This is a genomic window from Celeribacter halophilus, assembly GCF_900114135.1.
GTDB classification, from domain to species: Bacteria; Pseudomonadota; Alphaproteobacteria; order Rhodobacterales; family Rhodobacteraceae; genus Celeribacter; species Celeribacter halophilus.
In genome coordinates this window covers 35,845-58,359 of sequence record NZ_FORY01000006.1, presented here as the reverse complement: position 1 = coordinate 58,359, position 22,515 = coordinate 35,845, and the positions used below count along the sequence as shown (strand labels likewise).

The following is a 22,515-nucleotide window of genomic DNA, read 5'->3' as shown; positions in this document are numbered from 1 at the left end:
TTTACTCTGCGGTGAGCAGAGGCGGCTTTTTCGAGCGCCCGATGCGCGGGGCATTCGGCTCCTCGATCCGCAGGTCGATCTCGCCATCCTTGACGCCGATTTTCACCACGCCGCCTTTTGCGAGCTTGCCAAAGAGCAACTCTTCCGCGAGCGGCTTTTTGATATATTCCTGAATGACACGACCCAGAGGACGTGCACCCATCTTGTCGTCATAGCCCTTATCCGCGAGCCATTCGGCAGCAGGGCGGGTCAGTTCGATATGCACATTGCGGTCCATCAACTGGGCCTCAAGCTGCAGCACGAATTTCTCGACCACTTGCAGAATGACCTCTTTCGGCAGCGGTCCAAAGGAGACCACCGCATCCAGACGGTTGCGGAATTCGGGCGTAAAGGTGCGCTCGATCGCGGCGGTGTCTTCGCCTTCGCGACGATCGCGGCCAAAACCGATGGCCTCTTTCGCCTGTTCGGAAGCACCGGCGTTGGAGGTCATGATCAGGATCACGTTGCGGAAATCGACCGTGCGACCGTTGTGATCCGTGAGCTTGCCGTTGTCCATCACCTGCAACAGGATGTTGTAGACATCGGGGTGCGCCTTTTCCATTTCGTCGAGCAGAAGCACACAATGCGGATGCTGGTCCACGCCATCGGTCAGAAGGCCGCCCTGGTCAAAGCCGACATAGCCCGGAGGCGCGCCGATCAAGCGGGAGACCGCGTGTTTCTCCATATATTCCGACATATCAAAGCGCAAAAGCTCAACACCCAGCGAGTCGGCAAGCTGTTTGGCCACTTCGGTCTTGCCGACGCCGGTCGGACCCGCGAAGAGGTAGTTGCCGATGGGTTTTTCCGGTTCGCGCAGTCCCGCACGCGCTAGTTTGATGGCGGAGCTGAGGGTTTCGATGGCCTTGTCCTGACCAAAGACCACGCGTTTGAGCGTGCTTTCGAGGTCCTTGAGCACTTCCGCATCGTCCTTGGAAACGTTTTTCGGCGGGATGCGGGCGATTTTCGCCACGACCGCTTCGATATCCTTCGGAGAGATCGTTTTGCGACGTTTGCTTTCGGCCACAAGATGCTGCGCGGCACCGGCCTCGTCGATCACGTCGATGGCCTTGTCGGGCAGTTTGCGGTCATGGATATAGCGTGCGGACAGTTCCACAGCGGTTTTGATCGCATCTGCCGTGTAGCGGATGTCGTGATGCTCTTCGAAATAGGGTTTGAGGCCCTGAAGGATTTTCACTGCATCATCAACCGAAGGCTCGCTCACGTCGATTTTCTGGAACCGACGCGACAGGGCGCGGTCTTTTTCGAAATGCTGGCGGAATTCCTTATAAGTGGTGGACCCCATGCAACGTAGCTTGCCGCCCTGAAGCGCGGGTTTGAGCAGGTTGGAGGCATCCATCGCCCCGCCAGAGGTCGCGCCCGCACCGATCACGGTGTGGATCTCGTCGATGAACAAGACGGCATCAGGATGCTCTTCGAGTTCCTTGACCACGGCTTTCAGCCGTTCTTCGAAGTCGCCACGATAGCGGGTGCCGGCCAGAAGTGCGCCCATGTCCAGCGAATAGATCGTGGATTTGGACAGCACGTCCGGCGTTTCGCCGTCGACGATTTTCTTGGCGAGACCTTCGGCAATTGCGGTTTTGCCCACGCCCGGGTCGCCCACCAGAAGGGGGTTGTTCTTGCGGCGGCGGCAGAGCACCTGAATGCAGCGCTCGACCTCATGGGCGCGGCCGATCAGCGGATCGACATCCCCTTCGGCAGCCTTTTTGTTCAGATCGACACAGTATTTGGCCAGCGCGGATTCCTTGTCCTCTCCAGAGGGCTGCGCCTGTTGCGTCTGGGACTCGTCCTGATGTTCGTCGGAGCCGGTGATCGGACGCTGTTCGCCAAAAGCGGGATCTTTGGCCACGCCATGCGCAATGAAATTCACCGCGTCATAGCGGGTCATATCCTGTTCTTGCAGGAAGTAGGCGGCATTGGATTCGCGTTCGGCAAAGATCGCGACCAGCACGTTGGCACCGGTGACCTCGGTCCGGCCGGAAGACTGGACATGGATTGCGGCGCGCTGGATCACGCGCTGGAACGAGGCGGTGGGCACGGCCTCGGACCCTTCGACATCGGTGACGAGCGTCGAAAGATCGTCCTCGATATAGTCCAGAAGGGTTTTTCGCAATTCCTCAAGCTCGACATTGCAGGCCTGCATCACGCGGGCCGCGTCGGGCTCGTCGATCAGGGCCAGCAAAAGGTGTTCCAGGGTTGCAAGTTCATGGCGACGGGCATTCGCCAGCGCCAAAGCTGCATGAATGGCTTGCTCAAGGGTGTTCGAAAATGACGGCACGTTGTGGGTGCTCCTTCGCATTCGGGGTCTCTTAAGGGGGCGCATTTAGGGCCCGGCCCCCTTACCGTGGCCTCATACTCTTAAAGTTCGATTGAAACGCGCGCGCTTCAAGGAAAAAAGTCGTTAACAGTGGTAAATTTTTGTGATGCGCCAAGTTTTGTGCGGTATGGGCAGCAAATTTTCCACTTTTGTCCTCTTTCATGTAAGTTGACTTGACAGGAAAACAAGGGCGTTCCTGCGGGGTCAGAACGAGTCCTTGCGGGCACGGATTTCCGTGAAAACCTCCACGTCGGAGGCATCGGTCATGCCCAGAGCCTCTTTCACCTCGGGCAGATTCGCACGCAGGAACGGGTTGGTTGCGCGCTCCAGTGAGAGCAGGGAAGGGACCGTGGGTTCGTCATTCTGCCGCGCGATTTCAATGGCCTGTGCTCTGGCCTGAAGCGCTGTGTTCTCCGGCTCGATGGTGCGGGCAAAGCGGGCGTTCGAGGCGGTGTATTCGTGGCCGGAATAGACCACCGTGTCGTCGGGCAGCGTGGCAAATCGCGAGAGTGTCTCCCACATCTGCTCCGGCGTGCCCTCGAACAGGCGACCGCAGCCCAGAGCCATCAGGCTGTCGGCGGTAAACAGGGTTTTGCTTGAGGGGATGTAATAGGCGACGTGCCCCACCGTGTGACCATCTGCGGCCAAGACTTCGACCTCGTGGTCCGCAAAGGTAAAGCTCTGCCCCGGTTCCACCATGCGCGTCAGAGGCGGTAGGCGGTGCTGGTCGGTCTTTGCGCCTGTGACGGTCGCGCCCGTGGCCTCGACAAGTCCCGCTGTGCCTTCCACATGATCCCAATGGTGATGGGTGAGCCAGATTTCATCCAGCGTCCAGCCCCGTTCGGTGAGTGCATCAAGAATGGGCGCTGGGTCCGCCGCATCGACCACGGCGGTGCGTCCGCTGGCCGGATCATGGACAAGGAAATCGTAATTGTCGGTCAGTGCGGCAATGGTGACGATCTCTAGCATGGCGTTCTCCCGTCTCTTGCGTCTATGCTGACACTACCATTTGGGGAAGGCCCGCGGATTGCAATGCATCTTGATGTCGTTGAGCTGAGAAATTTTTATTATCGGACCGGATTGGGACGCGCGGCACAGCGTGCGATCCGGGAACAGGTCGTGAGCTACTGGCCGGATGCGGGGCGACAGACCGTGGCGGGGTTCGGTTTTTCCGTGCCGCTGCTGCGTCCGTTTCTGGCCGATGCGCGGCGGGTGATTGCCTTGATGCCGGATCAACAAGGGGTGATGCATTGGCCTGCGGGGATGCCGAATGTCTCGGCGCTCTGTCCGGAAACACGCTGGCCGATCCAGACGGGATTTGTCGACAAGCTGCTGGTGATGCACGGGCTTGAAACGTCTGACGCGCCGGATGCGCTTTTGGAGGAATGTTGGCGGGCGCTCGGACCGGGAGGCAAGGCCATGTTCATCGTGCCGAATCGTGGCGGGCTTTGGTCGCGTTCGGACAGCACGCCGTTCGGCTATGGCCGTCCTTACAGTCTGGGGCAGCTCGAATCGCAACTCCGCCGCGCGCGGTTCGTGCCGGAGCGCCACGCCGCCGTGTTGTTCCAGCCCCCCTCGCACAAGCGCCACTGGCTGCGCTGGGGGCCGGTCTGGGAGAAGATCGGGCGGCGTTTGTCCAGCGGGCTGGCCGGTGGTGTGCTGGTCGTCGAAGCATCGAAACAGGTTTATGCGAAGACCGGTTCCGGCACGCCCGAGGCGGTGCGCCGCAAAGGGGGCGTGCTCGAAGGGCTGCGGCCCGCGCCTGAGGCGAAACCGGTTTAGCCACCGATCCGTGGGTATTGGCGTGGAACGAGCCGGTGCCTCTTGAAAAACCTGCCTGAAAATTTCCGTCGCGGCTTTCCGCAACGTCAACTTTGGCGAAGGCGGCAGGCTGGCCAGTTTTCGCCAACTTTAAAGCGGCAGATCGGTCATTTTTTGCCGAAAACCGCCATGTCTCACGGGAAACATATTTGTGTTTTCCCCCTCCAACCTTTTGAAAAATTTATCCTATTTTCCGCCACCACCAATTCAATGGATAAGGAGCCTGATTATGGGTCTTCAAAATAAAACACTTCCTTTTGCGGTTCTTCTGGCCTCTGTGCTCGCTGTTCCGGCCGTAGCCCAGCAAAGCGCAGTCTTCACCAATGTTGATGCTGCGGGTGATGCTGTCGATGATCTCGAAGATGATATCCAAGACGAATTCGCCGAAGCTCGCGACTCGCGCAAATTCGGCAACGGAACCGGTGCTCGCGGCTGGTATGGCTCCGTTTCTGCGACGGCCAACGGCACAAGCGGGAACTCCGATACTGCGGACCTCGGTGTCGGTGCGCGCTTCGGCTATGGCGACGGTGTGAACGGCCATGATTTCGTCCTGAGCTATAACTATAGTGAAGATGACGATGAATCGACTGCGAACTCGTTGGCTGCGGCCTATGACTATACGCGCATGTTTAACCGTGACTTCTACGGCTACGGCAAAATCCGCACCACTTACGACGAGTTCAGCTCCTATGAAACCGACAGCTTTATCGGTCTGGGTGTCGGCTACCGTGTTGTGAACACGCATGACATGACCTGGTCGGTTCAAGCCGGTCCGGGCTGGCGTTATGCAGAAGTTGCTGATGATACCCTCGCGGATGACATCGACGAAGTCGCAGGTAGTCTTGCATCCAAATTCTACTACGAATTGGGCAACGGTATGTTCCTGACCAATGACACCGACATCATCACGTCCGACGCCGATACATCCGTGACCAACGATCTCGGTTTCAACGTGTCGATTTCCGGTCCGCTGGCCATGCGCACCTCGCTGTTGACCGAATACCATTCCGACCCGCTTGATGGTTATAAAAAGACAGACAACACCCTCGGTGTGTCTCTGGTTTATTCCTTCAAGTAATCCGAGGTTTCATCGGGCAGTTTGAATATCAGACACCACAGGCAGAACGGGAGTCTTCGGGCTCCCGTTCTTTTGCGTTGTGCGTGCCGGGCGGGGGAATCACACGGTTTCGTGAGGCGAAACTGTTTTGGCTGCGCAATTTTTTTGCGTCCTGATGAAGGCGCAAGGGACGAGGATCGGCTAAAGCCCTGAAAAAACTGCAATGAGAGTTTACTCTGTTGGCGCTAAAGTCGCGTAACAAGGTTGCGACGAGGCCGATGCTCTGCTACATCCACGCTGATTTTGCTGCCTGCGCGGCTCGCGCGCGGGTCAAACAATCTGCTCTGTCTCCGAATAGGGCCCCGAACGGGGCGCTCGGGGGAGGGCCCTAAGACATCGGAAGGGTGGACGTGTCCGAACCAGCTTCGATCTCCAGCGGCATCGCCGCACGCTACGCAAAGGCCGTTTTCGAACTGGCCAAGGAAAGCAATGCCATCAAGGCGCTTGAAGGGGACGTGGCGACGCTGTCGGCAGCGCTCTCCGAGAGCGATGACCTCAAGGCGCTCATCACTTCGCCGGTTCATTCCCGTGAAGAAATGGGAGCCGCGATTGCGGCCATCGCCAAAAAGGCCGGATTGACGGACTTCACGTCCAGCACTCTGGCGCTGATGGCGCAGAACCGCCGACTTTTCGCCCTGCCGCAACTTGTGGCCGGTCTGAGCACTCTGCTCGCCGACGAACGGGGTGAAGTGACTGCCGAGGTTGTCTCCGCGAAAGCACTGACCAAGGCCCAGGCCACCAAGCTTGCCAAGACCCTCTCCGAGAAATTTGGCAAAGACGTGAACATAAATGCGACCGTGGATGAAGCACTCATCGGCGGTCTTGTCGTTAAGGTGGGCTCGAAGATGATCGATACCTCGATCGCTTCCAAGCTCAACTCCCTCCAGAATGCAATGAAAGAGGTCGGATAATGGGAATCCAGGCAGCTGAAATTTCTGCGATCCTAAAGGAGCAGATTAAAAACTTCGGTCAAGACGCCGAAGTTGCTGAAGTGGGCCGCGTGCTCTCCGTCGGTGACGGTATTGCGCGTGTGTATGGCCTCGATAACGTTCAGGCCGGTGAGATGGTTGAATTCCCCGGTGGTATCCGCGGGATGGCCCTCAACCTCGAAGCCGACAACGTCGGTGTCGTGATCTTCGGGTCCGACCGTGACATTAAAGAAGGCGACACCGTCAAGCGCACCAAGTCCATCGTGGACGTGCCTGCTGGCGAAGGTCTGCTGGGACGTGTTGTGGACGGTCTGGGCAACCCGCTCGACGGCAAGGGCGCGATTGAAGCCTCCGAGCGTCGCATCGCTGATGTGAAAGCTCCGGGCATCATCCCGCGTAAATCCGTGCACGAGCCGATGGCAACCGGCCTCAAATCTGTGGACGCCATGATCCCGATCGGCCGTGGCCAGCGTGAGTTGATCATCGGTGACCGTCAGACCGGTAAGACCGCTGTGGCGCTTGATGCGATCCTCAACCAGAAATCCTACAACGACGCTGCTGGCGATGACGAGAGCAAGAAGCTCTACTGCATCTACGTGGCAATCGGTCAGAAACGCTCCACCGTTGCGCAGCTTGTGAAAAAGCTCGAAGAAACCGGTGCGATCGAATATTCCATCGTTGTGGCTGCAACCGCGTCCGATCCGGCTCCGATGCAGTTCATGGCACCCTATGCCGCGACCGCAATGGCCGAATACTTCCGCGACAACGGCAAGCACGCGCTCATCATCTACGATGACCTGTCCAAACAGGCCGTGAGCTATCGCCAGATGTCCCTGCTTCTGCGTCGTCCGCCGGGGCGTGAAGCTTACCCGGGTGACGTGTTCTATCTCCACTCGCGCCTGCTGGAACGTTCCGCGAAGCTGAACGAAGACTTCGGTTCCGGTTCCTTGACGGCGCTGCCGATCATCGAAACCCAAGGTGGCGACGTGTCCGCGTTTATTCCGACCAACGTGATCTCCATCACCGACGGTCAGATCTTCCTTGAAACCGAGCTGTTCTATCAGGGTATCCGCCCGGCTGTGAACACCGGTCTGTCCGTGTCCCGTGTGGGCTCCTCGGCTCAGACGAAAGCCATGTCCTCTGTGGCTGGTCCGGTGAAACTGTCGCTGGCTCAATACCGCGAGATGGCGGCCTTTGCCCAGTTCGGCTCCGATCTTGATGCCTCCACCCAGCAGTTGCTGAACCGTGGTGCGCGTCTGACCGAGCTGATGAAGCAGCCGCAATACTCGCCGCTGACCAACGCCGAGATCGTTTGCGTTATCTTCGCCGGCACCAACGGCTATCTGGACAACATTCCGGTGACCGAAGTCGGCGCTTTCGAAGCCAAGCTTCTCGACTTCCTGCGCAACCAGAAAGCTGATGTTCTTCAGTGGATCACCGATGAAGATCCGAAGATCAAAGGCGAGCCTGCTGTCAAGCTCAAAGCGGTTCTGGACGAATTCGCCAAAACCTACGCTTAATCCTGAAGGACAGCTTTAATGCCCAACCTCAAGGATCTCAAAAACCGGATCGCCAGCGTGAAGTCCACGCGGAAGATCACGAAGGCCATGCAGATGGTGGCCGCCGCAAAATTGCGGCGGGCACAGGATGCGGCTGAGGCCTCGCGCCCCTATGCAGAGCGTTTCAACGCTGTGCTGGGTGCGCTGTCGGCTTCGGTAGGTGGCTCCGATACCGCGCCCCGGCTTCTCGCCGGGACCGGCAAAGACGATGTGCATCTGCTCGTTGTCATGACCTCTGAAAAGGGTCTGTGTGGTGGCTTCAACACCAATATTGTGAAGCTGGCAAAAGCCCGCATCGCGGAGCTTCAGGGCAAAGGCAAGACGGTGAAGATTCTCACCGTCGGCAAAAAAGGCCGTGAGCAGCTCAAACGCGAATATGCGGATCTTTCTGTCGCCCATGTGGACCTCTCCGAGGTGAAGAAAATCGGTTACGCAAATGCGCAAAGCATCGCAAAGGACCTTCTGTCCCGTTTCGATGATGGCGAATTTGACGTGGCGACGATCTTCTATGCCAAATTCCAAAACGTCGTGACCCAGATCCCGACCGCTCAACAGATCATCCCCGCCGCTTATGAAACGGATGAGGATGCCGGTGGTGCGCTCTACGATTACGAGCCCTCCGAGGAGGCCATTCTGGCCGACCTTCTGCCGCGCGGTGTGGCAACACAGATCTTCTCGGCTCTTTTGGAAAATGGTGCCTCCGAGCAGGGTGCGCGGATGTCCGCCATGGACAACGCTACCCGTAACGCAGGCGACATGATCGACAAGCTGACAATCGAGTATAACCGCTCGCGTCAGGCCGTCATCACCAACGAGCTTATCGAAATCATCTCGGGCGCTGAAGCGCTCTAAGACCCGGAGTAAAGAAACATGGCACAGTCCAAAGGCAAGATCACGCAGGTGATTGGCGCCGTTGTCGACGTACAGTTCGACGGCGAGCTTCCCGCCATTCTCAACGCACTTGAAACCGACAACAACGGCAACCGTCTGGTTCTCGAAGTTGCTCAACACCTCGGCGAAAACTCGGTTCGCACCATCGCTATGGACGCGACCGAAGGTCTCGTGCGCGGTCAGGAAGTCTCCGACACCGGTGGCCCGATCACCATTCCGGTCGGCAACGCAACGCTTGGCCGTATCCTCAACGTGATCGGTGAGCCGGTTGACGAAAAAGGCCCCGTCAACGCCTCCGAGTCCCGCCCGATCCACGCGGAAGCTCCGGAATTCAACGAGCAGTCCACAGAGACCTCCATCCTCGTCACCGGCATCAAGGTGATCGACCTTCTCGCACCTTACTCCAAAGGTGGTAAGATCGGTCTCTTCGGTGGTGCTGGTGTGGGTAAAACCGTTCTCATCATGGAACTCATCAACAACATCGCCAAAGTGCACTCCGGTTTCTCCGTGTTTGCCGGTGTGGGTGAGCGGACTCGTGAAGGGAACGACCTTTACCACGAGATGATCGAATCCAACGTTATCAAGCCCGACGCTCTCGAAGAGTCGCAAGTGGCACTGGTTTACGGTCAGATGAACGAGCCTCCGGGAGCTCGTATGCGTGTTGCTCTGACCGGTCTGACACTGGCCGAGCAGTTCCGCGACCAGTCCGGCAGCGATGTTCTGTTCTTCGTGGACAACATCTTCCGCTTCACACAGGCCGGTTCCGAGGTGTCCGCACTTCTCGGTCGTATCCCCTCTGCTGTGGGTTACCAGCCGACGCTGGCCACCGACATGGGTGCAATGCAGGAGCGTATTACCTCCACGAAAAACGGCTCGATCACCTCGATCCAGGCTGTGTATGTGCCTGCGGATGACCTTACCGACCCCGCGCCGGCAACGACCTTTGCCCACTTGGATGCAACGACGGTTCTTAACCGCGCCATCTCCGAGCTCGGCATCTATCCGGCCGTTGACCCGCTCGACTCCTCCTCGCGTATCCTTGATCCGCAAATCGTTGGTGAAGAGCACTATCAGGTTGCGCGTGACGTCCAGAACATCCTTCAGCGCTACAAATCGCTGCAAGACATCATCGCCATCCTCGGCATGGACGAACTTTCGGAAGAAGATAAGCTGACCGTGGCCCGTGCCCGTAAGATCCAGCGTTTCCTCTCCCAGCCGTTCGACGTGGCGAAAGTGTTCACCGGCTCCGACGGTGTGCAGGTTCCGCTCGAAGACACGATCTCGTCCTTCAAGGCGGTTGTGGCTGGCGAATATGACCACCTGCCGGAAGCAGCCTTCTACATGGTTGGCGGCATCGACGAAGTGCTTGCGAAAGCTGAGAAACTGGCAGCGGAAGCCGCCTAATCGAACCCAAAGCGTTCCGCGATGCGTGTCTTTGATGCGCATCACGGGACGCCCGCAACATAGAAACGGTGCACGGGTTTGCCCCATTTCTTGAGCGGGACCGTGGGCAACACCTTTTGAAGGAGGCCTCTCATGGCTAAAGTCCAATTTGATCTCGTCTCTCCCGAGCGCAAACTTGCGTCTCTTGAAGTGGAGCAGGTCCAGATCCCGGGTTCCGAAGGTCGTCTCACCGCGATGGCGGGCCATGAGCCCACAATCCTTACGCTGCGTCCCGGTCGTCTGATCGTCAGCAGCAGCGAAGGTGAGCAGGAGTACATCGTGACGGGCGGTTTCGCCGAACTGTCGCCTGAACATATCTCCGTGCTGGCCGAGGTTGCTTTGCCGCGTGGGGAGATGTCTCAGGAGATCGTCACAGACCTGATCGCGAAAGCGCGGGCGGAACATGACAAGGCATCGCAGGAAGATCAGGCGGAAACGCATTCCTTCCTCGCCGATGTCATGCATATCGCCGAAGATCTCGGGTTCCACACCAATCTCTGATTGGTCTTGTGAAATGAATTAGGAAAGGCCCTGCGTTCGCGCGGGGCTTTTTCTTTGAAAGAGGGGAGACGATTTTGGACAAAGACTTTCAGGAGCGCGTGCAGGACTGGGTTCTTACCTGTTTTGGTGAGGAGGTCGCTTTGGATCGCACAGAGCGCAATCGCCGGTTTCTCGAAGAAGCCCTTGAACTGGTGCAGTCGCTCGGTGCGTCCAAGGCTTTTGCCCATGATCTTGTCGATTATGTCTTTGCGCGTCCTGAGGGCGACCCCGCACAAGAGGTCGGCGGGGTGATGGTCACGCTGGCATCGCTGTGTGCAACGCAGGGCATCGACATGGTGGAGGCTGGAGAAAGCGAGCTCTTACGGATCGAGCAGCCTGAGGTCATTGCAAAAATACGAACCAAACATGCGGAAAAGCCGGAGTTCTAAAATACGCTTCCCTTTTGGCCCCGTTTCGGGGCAATCTCCGGCGGGGGCAAAATTAAAAAAGACACATGGATAGAATAGATACGCATCAACTCGGGATCACGCAGGGATCTCTCGTGCTTTTTTCCGATTTTCAGGATGGTGGCGTGATGTGGACCGGCACCGGCCCACGGGAATTGCGCCGCGTTGTTGAATTTGACGAAAGCTTTCTCAAGCCGCCTGTGGTGCAGGTGAGCCTCTCGATGCTTGATATTGACCAATCAACCAATCACCGCGTGGATATTTCTGCGGAAATGGTGTCGGAGAGCGGCTTTGTGATCGTTTTCAAGACATGGGGCGATACGCGTATTGCCCGCGCCCGTGCCGACTGGACCGCTTTTGGCTCTGTGCGCCACGAGGATGATTGGGATCTTTATTAAACGGTTCGAGCAATAAAAAAGCGCAGGAGAGTGTCCTGCGCTTTTGTCTGTTCGGGGTGGTCTGCGCTTACGGGTGGTAAACGCCTTCGTAAAGCGGGACCAGCGTCTTGTCTTCGAACAAAGAGGACACCGATGTGCCGTTCCATGTGTTGATGATCGCCTGAGCGAACAGGGGCGCGGTGGGCACGATGCGGATGTTCTTGCATTTTTCGACTGCATCCGTGGCTTCGATCGAGTCGGTGATGACCAGCGAGGACAGCTTGGAATTGGTCACACGTTCGACAGCGGGGCCGGAAAGCACGCCGTGGGAGATGTAGGCGTGAACCTCGGCAGCACCGTGCTCCAGCAGCAACTCGGCGGCTTTACAGAGCGTGCCGGCGGTGTCCACAAGGTCGTCCACGATGATACATTTCTTGCCTTCGACATTGCCGATGACCGTCATCTCCGCCACTTCGCCCGGTTTCTCGCGGCGTTTGTCCACAATGGAGAGGGGGGCGTCGATGCGCTTGGCCAGTTCACGCGCACGCGCCACACCGCCCACGTCGGGGGAGACCACCATGATGTCTTCGAGACCGTCTTTGAAATGGTGTTTGATGTCGAGGGCGAACACGGGGGAGGCGTAGAGGTTGTCGACGGGGATGTCGAAGAAGCCCTGAATCTGTGTCGCGTGCAGATCAAGCGTCAAAACCCGTTCGATCCCTGCTTCGACCATCATGTTGGCGACGAGCTTTGCGGTGATCGGTGTGCGCGCCTTGGTGCGGCGGTCCTGACGGGCGTAGCCGAAATAGGGCACCACGGCGGTGATGCGGCCAGCCGAGGAGCGGCGCAGCGCGTCGGTGATGATCAGCAATTCCATGAGATTGTCATTGGCCGGATTCGAGGTCGGCTGAACCACGAACATATCTTCGCCGCGCACGTTTTCGTACACTTCGACGAAAATCTCGCCATCGTTGAACCGCTCGACGCGGGCGTCGCAGAGGTCAATCGACATGCCGCGGTGCATCGACAGGCGACGCGCGACGGCGTTCGCGAGGGTGCGGTTGGCATTGCCAGAAATAATTTTGGGCTCGTGAGTCATGGGCATAGCAGCTTTCCCGGGGTGTTTTCGGCCAAACCGTCACGGAATCGTGACGTTGACATCGCTTACCACTCGGTTAGCGTCTTGGAAACATCCCCAAGGTCCCGAGGAGGGGGCAAAGTGGCACATATCGACTATTATTTTTCTCTTCTGTCCCCTTTCACCTATCTCGCATCCGAAGGCTTTGCCGGTATCGCGCAAAAGCATGGTGCAAGCGTGCGCTACAAACCGTTCGATATTCTGACGATGTTCGACCGGATCGGTGCCCCGCGTCCTGCGGAGCGTTCCGAGGCGCGCAAGGTCTATCGTATGCAGGAGTTGAAGCGTTTCGCGGCCCAATCCGGCAAACCGATGAAGTTTCAACCGGCTTTCTGGCCGACCAATGTGGCGCCAGCCTCCTATGCAGTGATTGCCGCGCAGGAGGCCGGTGGCGGCGATCTTGACGGGTTGGTGTTCGACTTGCTGAAAGCGGTCTGGGAAGAGGACCGCGATATCGCCGATGATGCCGTGATTACAGTGGCGCTCAAGGACAACAGTTTTGATCCGATGCTGTCGATGACAGGGATGCTCAAAGGCGCGGAGATCTATGCGAAAAATCTGGAGGAAGGGCTGAAGGCGGGTGTCTTCGGTGCGCCGTTCTTTATCGTTACGGACACGGATGAGCGGTTCTGGGGACAGGACCGGCTCGATATGCTGGACGCGCATCTCGGAACGCTCTGAGCCGCGTCATATGGGCGGCTTGCCTGCCTCCCTCGCAGTCAGATGCGCGGGAGGAGCGTTTAGAGATCGCTCACGAATGCCGCGAGAAGTGCATCCACATCGGCCTCTGTTGTGGACCAACTGGTGACGAACCGTGCCATGAGCGGGGTTTCAGGATCACCGATTAGGCCAGTGTCATGGTCAGCAAGGTGATAGATGGCACCTTTCGCTTTGGCTTTCACATGCATGATGCGGGGCAGGCGGGCGAAGACTAGGTTGCCGTCGACATGATAGGGCAACTCGCCGCCGATCTCCGCGATCCCTTGGGCAAGCCGTGCGCCCATCGCATTGGCGTGGGTGGCGAGGTCCAGCCAGAGATCATCGTCCAGCCACGCCAGAATTTGGGCTGAAACATAGCGGGCCTTCGACAGGTTGTGGCCACCGCGCATCCGTTGGCTCTCGAAGGCCTCTTGATAGGACGGATCAAACAGCACCGCTGCTTCGGCCCCCATTGCCCCTGTCTTTGTGGCCCCCAAGGAGAGCGTCGAAAGCTCGCGGGTCATTTCCCACGGGCTGGCCCCGCTTGCGGCCATGGCATTGGCAAAACGGGCACCGTCCAGATGCAGCGGAAGTTTCGCGGCGTCGGCGATCTGTGAAATGTCTTCGGGCCGATACAACTCGCCGAATTCGGTCAGATTGGTGATCGACACGGCGGCAGGCGGGCTGATGTGAATGTCTTCTGCGGCTTTGCCCTTGCGAACCTCCAGACCCAGTTCCTGCGGGTCAAGACGGCTGCCGCGTCCGGTCAGAGGCATGAGTTTCGCCCCGCCGGAGTAGAAGGGCACGGAATTGCGCTCGTCCACGTCGACATGTGCACTCTGATGGCAATAGATCGTCCCCCAAGGCGGGGTCATCGCGGCCAGTAGTGCTGCATTGGTTCCGGTGCCAGACATCATCGGATAGACCAGAGCGTCAGGGGCCTGAAACAGGTCGCGCAGCCGTTCTGTCAGCTCTGCGGTCCAACGGTCCTCGGCATAGGGCGCCGCATAGCCGTCATTGGCTTTGGCAAGCGCGTCCATGATTTTCGGATGCACGGTAGAGGTGTTGTCGGAGGCAAAAAACATCAGTTCGGCTCCTCGATGATATGGTCTTCCCACTCGTCTTCGGCCACCTCGAATTCGGGCACGGTGCGGCCACGGATCGAGACGCCTGCGGCATGGACGCTTTCGGGGTCCCCCGTTAAAAGCGGGTGCCAGTCGGGGAGGGCGCGGCCTTGCCACAGCAACCGGTAGGCGCAGGTTGTGGGCATCCAGTAGGCGTGGGTTTCAATGTTCTGCGGGGTAAGCTGAATACATTCCGGCACCAGCTTCTTGCGGATTTGATACTGCCCGCATTGACAGGATTGGTCGTCCAGCAGGCGACAGGCCACGCGGGTCAGATAGACTTGGCCGGTGTCGGCATCTTCGATCTTGTTCAGGCAACATTTGCCGCAACCGTCACAGAGCGCTTCCCATTCTTCTTCCGACATTTTCGTCAGAGGGACTGTCTCCCAGAACCGCGCGCGCTTGCTCATTCCACTGACCCGAGAATATCGCGGGCTTGTGCGCAATCCTTGGTCATCTGTTCGATCAGTGGCTCCAGCCCGTTGAACACAAGCTCAGGGCGGAGATATTCGACGAAGGCCACCGACAGATGTTCGTCATAGAGGCTGCCTTCGAAATCGAAAATGAAGGTTTCGAGACAGGGCAGATTGGCGCCAAAGGTCGGTTTGACGCCGAGCGAGGCCGCGCCTTGGTAGCTGCCTTTATGCGGACCGGTCAGCACATCCACAAGCACGGCATACACCCCGAATTTCGGCGCGTGCAGCCCCTCGATCGACATATTCGCTGTGGGGAAACCCAGATCGCGGCCACGTTTGTCACCATGCCCGACCATGCCTTCGATCCGGTGCCAGTGTCCGAGCATCTCGGCGGCCTTGCGCGGCTCGCCCTCGGCCAGCGCGGCGCGGATTGCGGAGGAGGAGGAAACGCCGCTGCCGGTTTCCAGAAGCTCTGCGACGGTGACGCCAAAACCCATCTGTGCGCCGAAACGTTTGAGGTCATCGACATTGCCCGCCCGTTTGGCCCCGAAACAGAAATCCGCGCCTACGACGATATGTTTAAGCCCCAGACCTTCCACAATAATTTCTTGCGCAAAGGCCTCCGGCGTCATGGCGGCTAGCTCTGCGTTGAAGGGCAGTTGGAACAGACATTCGACACCGAGTTTTTCCAGCCGGTTGGCTTTTGCTTCGGGGTTCATCAGGCGAAAGGGCGGAGCACCGGGGGCGAAAAATTCGCGTGGATGCGGTTCGAATGTGACGATGCCAAGCGGACCGTGGGCGCGGGCGAGATCAATGACATGCCGGTGACCACGATGCACACCATCGAAATTGCCGATGGCGGCGGAACAGCCCTTGGCCTCTTCGGGAATGTCGGTCCAGTGCGTGTAGGTCTGCATGGGGCTCCTCACAGGAGGCGCCCTCCCGTGTCGTCAGTCGAATTTGCGGCTTGGCGCGAGGACCATGGCCTCGCCTTTCAGGACAACGGTATCGCCCACGGTGCAGCGACATTCAAGGGCAACGCGGCGTTTTGCGTGGATGATGTCGGTGACGGTCACTTCGGCCAGCACCGTGTCGCCGGGGCGGACGGGGGCCAGAAACTTGAGCGTCTGCCCCATGTAGATCGTCCCGTGCCCGGGAAGCTGCTCGCCGATCACGGCGGAAATCAGGCCGGCGGTCAACATGCCGTGGGCGATGCGGCCTTCGAAAATCGTGTCTTCGGCATAGGAGTCGTCGAAATGCACAGGGTTACGGTCCGTCGAAATCTCGCCAAAAAGCTCGATATCACGGTCGGTTACGGTCTTGCGCAGCGAGCGCGTCATGCCGATTTCGATGTCTTCGATGCAGATGGTTCCGCGGGGCTGATTGTCCAACATGCGCTCCGATTCCTTCCCAGTGTTGCGATGCAGCATAGGCCGGATTTAGCGAAGAAACAATATTGCGCGCAAGAAAATTTGTATGTTGGCGCAAAAATCGGAAATAAATTACTCTAAAATTCCAACATCATCCCGCCAAACAGCGACCAAACCCCCGCGCCAAACCGCCTTTTCGCCCTGTCGGATAGGCGTCGGACAACCGTCGGACTTTTGTCGGGCCTGCCGCGCCCAAAAGTCATGCCCAGAAAAAAGGCGCCAGATCGCGTCCGGCGCCCGTTTCCTTTGCTGCCCGAAATACTCAGCGCAGGAAAGAGATCGCGGCTGTCGGGGAGAGGTTCTGTTCGGAAAGCCACAGTTTGAGTCGCTCGGGGTCGGGGTTCACCGGATCGGGACCGAATTCCTTGGCCGCCAGACCGCCGGTGATGAAAAGCACATCCAGCCCCTCGCCAATGCCACCCATCACATCCGTGCCGATGCCGTCGCCGATGCAGAGAATACGGTTGTCGTCAATCTGGCCCAGCTGCGCCAGACGACGGCGGGCGAGATCGTAGATCGGCGGATGCGGCTTGCCGAAATAGAGGCTCTCGCCGCCCATCTCGGTATAAAGCGCGGCCAAGGCCCCCGCACACCATTCTCGCACCTCGCCACGGTCCACGACAATGTCGGGGTTGGCGCAGAGAAGCTTCAGCCCCTTCTGCTTGGCATAGAGGAATTGCGGACGGTAGACTTCGGGATCGGCCAGCGGATCTTCGGGGCCGGAGCAAACGATGCCCTCGGCCTCTTCCAGCGGCACTTCGGTGATCTGAACGGCCTCGTCGGTGGCAAGGTCCATCGGCTGCATGAAGTCGTCTTTGAACTTGTCACCGATGTGATGCACCTTTTCGCCCACCACGCCGAGATACATGGCCAGACGCGCGGAATCGCCGGAGGTGGCAATGGCGTCATAGGCGTCATCGGGCACGCCGAATTCCTTGATCTGCTGCGCGACCGAGCGCCACGGGCGCGGCGAGTTGGTCACAAGCACCACTTTGCCGCCACCGGCGCGATAGGTCTGCAAGGCAGCGCAGGCGTCGGGGAAGGCTTTGATCCCGTTGTGGACACAGCCCCACAGGTCGACAAAGAGCGCATCGTAATCGGTCGAAATCTCGGAGAGGGTCTGGATCAGGCGTGTCATGGGAGTCCGTGAGGTTGGAGTGGCTATGGCCTTTAGCTACCCCGCAAGGCGGAGAAATGAAAGCACAGCTTTGCGAAGGCGGCGGAGGAGGGAAGGCCGGATTGGCCCATGCGCTTCGAGGGCGTTCAGGGGGGTGTGCAGGAATTCCTGCTATTCAAATTCCCGTGTGCGCCCTAAAGGAGACCTATGACACGCACACCGATCCCCCTGTCCGAGACTTCGAACCTGCCGCGTTGGCGCAGGCCGGAGAGCCTGTTGTTCCTGATGGCCTTTGCCATGCCTGTGGCTTTTGCCACATGGAACGCCTTGTTGAACAACTTTGTGATCGAGGCGGCGGGCTTTACCGGCGTCGAGATCGGCTGGCTCCATACGGTGCGGGAGATTCCGGGCTTTCTGGCCATCGGGGTGATCGCGCTGATTATGGTGATCCGCGAGCAGGTTTTGGGCGTGGTGGCCTTGCTGCTCTTGGGGGTGGCGACGGCTTTGACCGCCTATTTCCCCTCTCTGGGCGGGATTTTGACCATCACCATGCTGTCCTCCATCGGGTTCCACTATTTCGAGACCGTGAACCAGTCGCTTCAGTTGCAATGGCTCTCGAAAGACCGTGCGCCCATTGTGATCGGGCGATTGATGGCGGCGGGCTCTGCGGCCTCTCTGGTGGCCTATGGGGTGCTGGTGCTGACGTGGAAGAGTTTCGATCTGTCCTATGCGCTGGTCTATATGGTCTCCGGCGGGTTTACGGCTGTGGTGGCGGTGTTTGCGCTTGTGGCCTATCCGCAGTTCGAAGCCCCCAATCCGCAGTCCAAGAAGCTGGTGCTCAAGCGGCGCTATGGACTTTATTATGCGCTTCAGTTCATGGCCGGGGCGCGGCGGCAGATTTTTGTGGTGTTCGCGGCCTTCATGATGGTCGAGAAATTCGGCTTTCAGGTGCATGAGATCACGGCACTGTTCCTGATCAACTACGTCGCCAATATGGTGATCGCGCCCTATATGGGCAAAGTGGTCTTTATCAAGGGCGAGCGCTTTGTCTTGATGCTGGAATATACGGGGCTGGTGCTGGTGTTTCTGGCCTATGGCGGGATTTATTGGCTGGGTTGGGGCGTGTTGGTGGCCGGCACGCTCTATGTGATTGATCATATGCTGTTCGGGCTGGCCTTTGCGCTCAAGACCTATTTCCAGAAGATCGCCGATCCCGAAGACATTGCGCCGACGGCGGCGGTGGCCTTTACCATCAACCATATCGCGGCGGTGTTCCTGCCTGCGCTGCTGGGCTATCTCTGGGTCGCTTCACCGGGTGGTGTGTTCGCGTTGGCGGCGATGATGGCGATGGCGTCGCTCGGTTTGGCCGCGCTGATCCCGCGTCATCCGGTCAAGGGCAACGAGTGGCGGCTTTTGCCTTTGGTGCGTGAGACGGCTGTGGTGCGTAACCCCGCAGAGTAAGTTTGGTGATTTGCCAATTGCGCTCTATATTGGACAAGCAACGCAATGACGGAGCCTGAATATGTTCTCTGCCCTGACGAAAAAACTCACGATGCCGATGCCTGACGAGGCTTTGCCCGGACGGGCGGAGGAAATACCGACTGCCGAGGAGCATTTCGTCTTTCATGTTCCGCTCAAGGGCGACATTCCCGAGGGCTGCGAGGTGGCGGTTTTCGGGATGGGGTGCTTCTGGGGTGTCGAGCGCATGTTCTGGCAGGTGCCGGGTGTGGTGAACACGGCGGCGGGCTATGCGGGGGGCTATACGCCCAACCCGACTTATGAAGAAGTCTGCACCGGCAAGACCGGCCATAATGAAGTGGTGCGGGTGGTCTATGATCCCGCAAAGGTAAGCTATGAGGCGCTGCTCAAGGTGTTCTGGGAAGGGCACGACCCGACCCAGGGGATGCGTCAGGGCAATGATCGCGGCACGCAATATCGTTCCGGCATTTATTACAGTTCGGAGGCCCAACGCGCCGCCGCAGATGCCAGTCTTGCGGGATATAACGTCTTGTTGCAGGATAAGGGGTTCGGGGCGATCACGACCGAGGTTCTGCCCGCAGGCGCGTTCTATTTCGCCGAAGCCGACCATCAGCAATATCTGGCCAAGAATCCGGCGGGCTATTGCGGGATTGGCGGCACGGGGGTGAGCTGTCCCGTGGGGCTTTCGATGAGCCGCCAGATGCAATGGACCGACCCGACGGAGCGGCCTGCGTCGCAGGAATGAGCCTTTCGGGGGTTCCCGTGAGCTGATGTTTTGAAACGGGCCGCGCTTGAGTAAAGCGCGGCTTCGCTTTATGGCGGAGAAAAGCCCTTTCGGAGAACCAAGATGACCACCTTTACCGCTTTTACCAAGACCAAGGGCAAAGCCCCCGCCGAAGCCATCGGGGAGGCTTTGGAATTTCTCGATCCCGAACCCACTGGCGTGGGCGTGTTCGAGATTGAGGACGGTTCGGGTCTGTGGGAAGTCGGGGCCTATTTCACCGAAGCGCCCGACGAGATCGCGCTGGCGCTTCTGGCGAAGGCCAATGACGCGCCGGATTTTGTGATTTCCGAACTGCCGGAAACCGACTGGGTCGCCAAGGTGCGCCGCGATCTGGCGCCTGTCGAGGCGGGGCGGTTCTTTGTCTACGGCTCGCATGACGCCGACAAGCTGCCCGCCGACAAGATCGGTCTGTTGATCGAGGCGGCGATGGCCTTTGGCACCGGACATCACGGCACGACGCTGGGCTGTCTCAAGGCGCTGGATCGTCTGCTGGCGGAGGGCAAGAGCTTTGACATGGTGGCCGACATCGGTTGCGGCACGGCGGTGCTGGCGATGGCGGCGGCGAAGATCTCCGACAAGACCGTCTATGCCTCCGATATTGACGAGGTGGCCGTGGAGGTCGCGCAATCGAATGTCGATGCCAATGATCTGAACGGTCAGGTCGTCTGTCTGGAGGCGGCGGGCTTTAACCATGAAACCCTAGCCGAAAAAGCGCCTTTCGATCTGGTCTTTGCCAATATCCTCAAAGGCCCGCTGGTGGCTCTGGCCCCCGATATGGCGCGCCATGTGGCCCCGGGCGGGCATGTGATTCTCTCGGGGATTCTCAATCCGCAGGCCGATGAGGTTGTCGAGGTTTATTCACGCTCCGGCTTCAATCTTGTGGATCGGCAGGAGATTGTTGACTGGACGACGCTGACTATGGCGCGGGAAGGCTGATTTTTCGACGAAATACCTCTGTTTCGCCCATCTTGCCTTGATCTCGACACATTTCGCCGTAATCTCGTCATGGTCGGTGGGGGCCGATGTATGAGGAGGCTGCTATGGCTCAGGCCGGTTCGCAGCAATTGAATAAACGCCTGACACGGATCGAGGCACGCCGTCGTGCTTTGCGTCGTGGAGTGATTTATTCCGTTAATCATGACGGGCTGATCATTGCCCGTCCGCGTCGTCGCGGTCTGCGGCGGCCGATCCATTTGGTCTTTGTGGCTCTGGCGGGAATTATCCTGTTCAAGGCCGTGCTTTATGCTACACTCGGATCGTCCACATATGTGGCGCGTGTCGAGGATCTCGCGGCTGGCACCGCGATCGAGCGCGCAGGCGCTTGGGTGATGCAAGCCGACCAGTTGACGATCTGGTTGGCACTCCAAGGTAAGATGCTTCTGAGTTAAATAGTTTCCGGTGCGACATTGGGCTGTTTCCCAATATGCCCTGTCGCACCATTCCACGTTCAGGCCCGCACCGTTCAACCGGTGCGGGCTTTTGCGTTGGCGGTTGTCGAGTGCGTTGGTCGTGGTGTTGGCCTGTTTGTGGTCTGCGCTACTGTGCTGGCTAGGCCCGTAACAGGTCCGCAACGGAGAAACTCCGCCGGACATGAGCCCCACGCGTGAAACCCGTGCTTGGCAAATGTTCTTGTTTCGTGCTAACTCGACCTTAACGAATAAACGAGCAGGTGAGAACATGCGTGTGATGGGCATCGACCCTGGGCTGCGCAATATGGGCTGGGGCATTATTGATGTTACCGGATCGCGCATGAGCCATGTGGCCAACGGCACCTGTCGTTCGGCGGCCTCTGACGAGCTGGCCACGCGGCTTTTGTCGCTGTTCGACCAGCTCACGGAAATTGTCAAAACCTATGCGCCGGATTGCGCGGCGGTGGAGCAGACTTTTGTAAACAAGGATGCTGTGGCCACGCTGAAACTCGGACAGGCGCGTTCAGTGGCGTTGCTGGTGCCTGCGCGGGCGGGGATTCCCATCGGGGAATATGCGCCCAATGCGGTGAAAAAGACTGTCGTTGGCGTGGGCCACGCGGCCAAGCAACAGGTCGAGCATATGATCAAGCTGCAACTGCCCGGTGCAAAGCTCGAAGGGCCGGACGCGGTCGACGCGCTGGCCATCGCCATCACCCATTCCTACCATGCGCAATCCTCCTCGCGGCTGGCGGATGCGCTCAAGAAAGCAGCCTCATGATTGGCAAGATTACAGGTGTTATCGATTATATCGGCACGGATCATGTTCTGATCGACGTGCGCGGAGTCGGCTATATCGTCTATGTTTCCGAACGCACGCGCATGGCGCTGCCGGGGCAGGGGGCGCCGGTTGCGCTCTATACCGATCTGTTGGTGCGCGAAGACAATTTGCAGCTTTTCGGCTTTACCTCGCTTCTGGAGAAGGAGTGGTATCGTCTGCTCATCTCGGTGCAGGGCATCGGCTCAAAAGCGGCCATGGCGATTCTCGGCACTTTGGGGCCGGAAGCCACAGGCCGCGCGATTGCGCTGGGCGACTGGGGTGCGGTGAAGGCGGCTCCCGGTGTCGGGCCGAAGATCGCGCAGCGCGTGGTGAACGAGTTGAAGGACAAGGCCCCCACGGTGATGTCTATGGGCGGGAGCCTCTCGGAAACGCTGGATGCGCCGGAGGCCGCCGAAGTGGTGGAGACGGACGCCCCTGCGCCCGCCGTGAAACCGACCCGCAAAGCACCCGCGAAAGCCAATGCCAGTGCCGAGGCCGAAGCCCTGTCGGCGCTTCAGAACCTTGGCTATTCGCCCTCTGATGCGGCGGGGGCTGTGGCACAGGCGGCGCAGGATGCGCCGGAGGCGGCGACCTCGGACCTGATCCGCGCCGCGCTGAAACTTCTGGCTCCGAAAGGGTAGATG

At 58.8% G+C, this 22,515-nt stretch carries 25 protein-coding genes; 17 read left to right on the top strand and 8 right to left on the bottom strand.

The genetic code is table 11. The features are described from left to right. Position 1: 1 nt before the first annotated feature. Positions 2-2,335: an ATP-dependent Clp protease ATP-binding subunit ClpA gene (clpA, locus tag BM152_RS07710; RefSeq protein WP_066607170.1), complete on the bottom strand. Its 2,334-nt coding sequence runs from the start codon at positions 2,333-2,335 to the stop codon at positions 2-4. 243 nt (positions 2,336-2,578) lie between these two features. Next, positions 2,579-3,343, bottom strand: coding sequence for a hydroxyacylglutathione hydrolase (gloB, locus tag BM152_RS07705; protein ID WP_066607173.1), 765 nt, complete (start codon positions 3,341-3,343; stop codon positions 2,579-2,581). Positions 3,344-3,406: 63 nt separating this feature from the next. Between gloB and BM152_RS07700 the strand changes: the two genes are divergently transcribed. The 10 genes from BM152_RS07700 (at position 3,407) to BM152_RS07660 (ending at position 11,479) form a co-directional block, all read left to right on the top strand. Continuing rightward, positions 3,407-4,156, top strand: a complete 750-nt coding sequence (locus tag BM152_RS07700; protein WP_066607176.1) for a class I SAM-dependent methyltransferase — start codon at positions 3,407-3,409, stop codon at positions 4,154-4,156. Between the two features lie 42 nt (positions 4,157-4,198). Next, the gene (locus BM152_RS19420; protein WP_139222483.1) at positions 4,199-4,441 is read left to right on the top strand and encodes a hypothetical protein; all 243 of its coding nucleotides are present in this window, start codon (positions 4,199-4,201) and stop codon (positions 4,439-4,441) included. Continuing rightward, positions 4,425-5,273, top strand: coding sequence for a DUF481 domain-containing protein (locus tag BM152_RS07695; protein ID WP_066607179.1), 849 nt, complete (start codon positions 4,425-4,427; stop codon positions 5,271-5,273). Before BM152_RS19420 ends, BM152_RS07695 begins: the two co-directional genes overlap by 17 nt. Before the next feature lie 389 nt (positions 5,274-5,662). After that, positions 5,663-6,223: a F0F1 ATP synthase subunit delta gene (locus tag BM152_RS07690; RefSeq protein ID WP_066607181.1), complete on the top strand. Its 561-nt coding sequence runs from the start codon at positions 5,663-5,665 to the stop codon at positions 6,221-6,223. Next, entirely contained in the window at positions 6,223-7,761 is a 1,539-nt protein-coding gene (atpA, locus tag BM152_RS07685) for a F0F1 ATP synthase subunit alpha (RefSeq protein ID WP_066607190.1), read from the top strand. The genes BM152_RS07690 and atpA overlap by 1 nt, the downstream gene beginning before the upstream one ends. Before the next feature lie 18 nt (positions 7,762-7,779). After that, positions 7,780-8,652, top strand: a complete 873-nt coding sequence (locus BM152_RS07680) for a F0F1 ATP synthase subunit gamma (RefSeq protein ID WP_066607192.1) — start codon at positions 7,780-7,782, stop codon at positions 8,650-8,652. 18 nt (positions 8,653-8,670) lie between these two features. Next, positions 8,671-10,095 (top strand): F0F1 ATP synthase subunit beta, encoded by a 1,425-nt coding sequence (gene atpD / locus BM152_RS07675; protein WP_066607195.1) that lies wholly within the window; start codon positions 8,671-8,673, stop codon positions 10,093-10,095. Positions 10,096-10,227: 132 nt separating this feature from the next. Next, positions 10,228-10,635: an ATP synthase F1 subunit epsilon gene (gene atpC, locus BM152_RS07670; RefSeq protein ID WP_066607197.1), complete on the top strand. Its 408-nt coding sequence runs from the start codon at positions 10,228-10,230 to the stop codon at positions 10,633-10,635. Positions 10,636-10,709: 74 nt separating this feature from the next. Next, positions 10,710-11,063, top strand: coding sequence for a hypothetical protein (locus BM152_RS07665; protein WP_066607205.1), 354 nt, complete (start codon positions 10,710-10,712; stop codon positions 11,061-11,063). Positions 11,064-11,128: 65 nt separating this feature from the next. Then, positions 11,129-11,479 carry an H-type lectin domain-containing protein gene (locus tag BM152_RS07660; protein WP_066607209.1) on the top strand — a complete coding sequence of 117 codons (351 nt, stop codon included), beginning with the start codon at positions 11,129-11,131 and terminating at the stop codon, positions 11,477-11,479. Positions 11,480-11,546: 67 nt separating this feature from the next. Here the strand turns inward: BM152_RS07660 and BM152_RS07655 are convergent, their stop codons facing one another. After that, on the bottom strand, positions 11,547-12,563 hold the full coding sequence (locus BM152_RS07655; protein WP_066607212.1) for a ribose-phosphate pyrophosphokinase: 1,017 nt from the start codon (positions 12,561-12,563) through the stop codon (positions 11,547-11,549). Positions 12,564-12,677: 114 nt separating this feature from the next. Here BM152_RS07655 and BM152_RS07650 point away from each other — a divergent pair, with 114 nt between their 5' ends. Then, positions 12,678-13,277, top strand: a complete 600-nt coding sequence (locus BM152_RS07650) for a 2-hydroxychromene-2-carboxylate isomerase (RefSeq protein WP_066607215.1) — start codon at positions 12,678-12,680, stop codon at positions 13,275-13,277. Positions 13,278-13,336: 59 nt separating this feature from the next. Here BM152_RS07650 and BM152_RS07645 read toward each other — a convergent pair whose 3' ends face one another. The 5 genes from BM152_RS07645 to BM152_RS07625 form a co-directional block, all read right to left on the bottom strand. After that, positions 13,337-14,380 carry a threonine aldolase family protein gene (locus BM152_RS07645; protein WP_066607217.1) on the bottom strand — a complete coding sequence of 348 codons (1,044 nt, stop codon included), beginning with the start codon at positions 14,378-14,380 and terminating at the stop codon, positions 13,337-13,339. Next, a complete protein-coding gene (locus tag BM152_RS07640; protein WP_066607222.1) occupies positions 14,380-14,829 on the bottom strand; it encodes a YcgN family cysteine cluster protein in 450 nt (149 codons plus the stop codon). Before BM152_RS07640 ends, BM152_RS07645 begins: the two co-directional genes overlap by 1 nt. After that, entirely contained in the window at positions 14,826-15,752 is a 927-nt protein-coding gene (locus BM152_RS07635; RefSeq protein WP_066607225.1) for a bifunctional riboflavin kinase/FAD synthetase, read from the bottom strand. The genes BM152_RS07640 and BM152_RS07635 overlap by 4 nt, the downstream gene beginning before the upstream one ends. Positions 15,753-15,785: 33 nt before the next feature. Continuing rightward, complete coding sequence (locus BM152_RS07630; protein WP_066607227.1) at positions 15,786-16,229, bottom strand: MaoC family dehydratase; 444 nt, start codon at positions 16,227-16,229, stop codon at positions 15,786-15,788. Between the two features lie 298 nt (positions 16,230-16,527). After that, entirely contained in the window at positions 16,528-17,403 is an 876-nt protein-coding gene (locus BM152_RS07625) for a TIGR01459 family HAD-type hydrolase (RefSeq protein WP_066607230.1), read from the bottom strand. A 186-nt stretch (positions 17,404-17,589) separates the two neighbouring features. Here BM152_RS07625 and BM152_RS07620 point away from each other — a divergent pair, with 186 nt between their 5' ends. The 6 genes from BM152_RS07620 to ruvA all read left to right on the top strand — a co-directional run bounded on the left by BM152_RS07620 (position 17,590) and on the right by ruvA (position 22,512). Then, a complete protein-coding gene (locus BM152_RS07620; protein ID WP_066607232.1) occupies positions 17,590-18,843 on the top strand; it encodes an MFS transporter in 1,254 nt (417 codons plus the stop codon). Between the two features lie 61 nt (positions 18,844-18,904). Further along, positions 18,905-19,606 carry a peptide-methionine (S)-S-oxide reductase MsrA gene (gene msrA, locus BM152_RS07615; protein WP_066607235.1) on the top strand — a complete coding sequence of 234 codons (702 nt, stop codon included), beginning with the start codon at positions 18,905-18,907 and terminating at the stop codon, positions 19,604-19,606. A 102-nt stretch (positions 19,607-19,708) separates the two neighbouring features. Further along, the gene (locus BM152_RS07610) at positions 19,709-20,581 is read left to right on the top strand and encodes a 50S ribosomal protein L11 methyltransferase (RefSeq protein ID WP_066607238.1); all 873 of its coding nucleotides are present in this window, start codon (positions 19,709-19,711) and stop codon (positions 20,579-20,581) included. A 104-nt stretch (positions 20,582-20,685) separates the two neighbouring features. Continuing rightward, positions 20,686-21,033: a hypothetical protein gene (locus tag BM152_RS07605; protein WP_066607242.1), complete on the top strand. Its 348-nt coding sequence runs from the start codon at positions 20,686-20,688 to the stop codon at positions 21,031-21,033. A gap of 289 nt (positions 21,034-21,322) precedes the next feature. Further along, positions 21,323-21,832 carry a crossover junction endodeoxyribonuclease RuvC gene (ruvC, locus tag BM152_RS07600; RefSeq protein ID WP_066607243.1) on the top strand — a complete coding sequence of 170 codons (510 nt, stop codon included), beginning with the start codon at positions 21,323-21,325 and terminating at the stop codon, positions 21,830-21,832. Then, positions 21,829-22,512 carry a Holliday junction branch migration protein RuvA gene (gene ruvA, locus BM152_RS07595; protein ID WP_066607245.1) on the top strand — a complete coding sequence of 228 codons (684 nt, stop codon included), beginning with the start codon at positions 21,829-21,831 and terminating at the stop codon, positions 22,510-22,512. Before ruvC ends, ruvA begins: the two co-directional genes overlap by 4 nt. Positions 22,513-22,515: the final 3 nt, after the last annotated feature.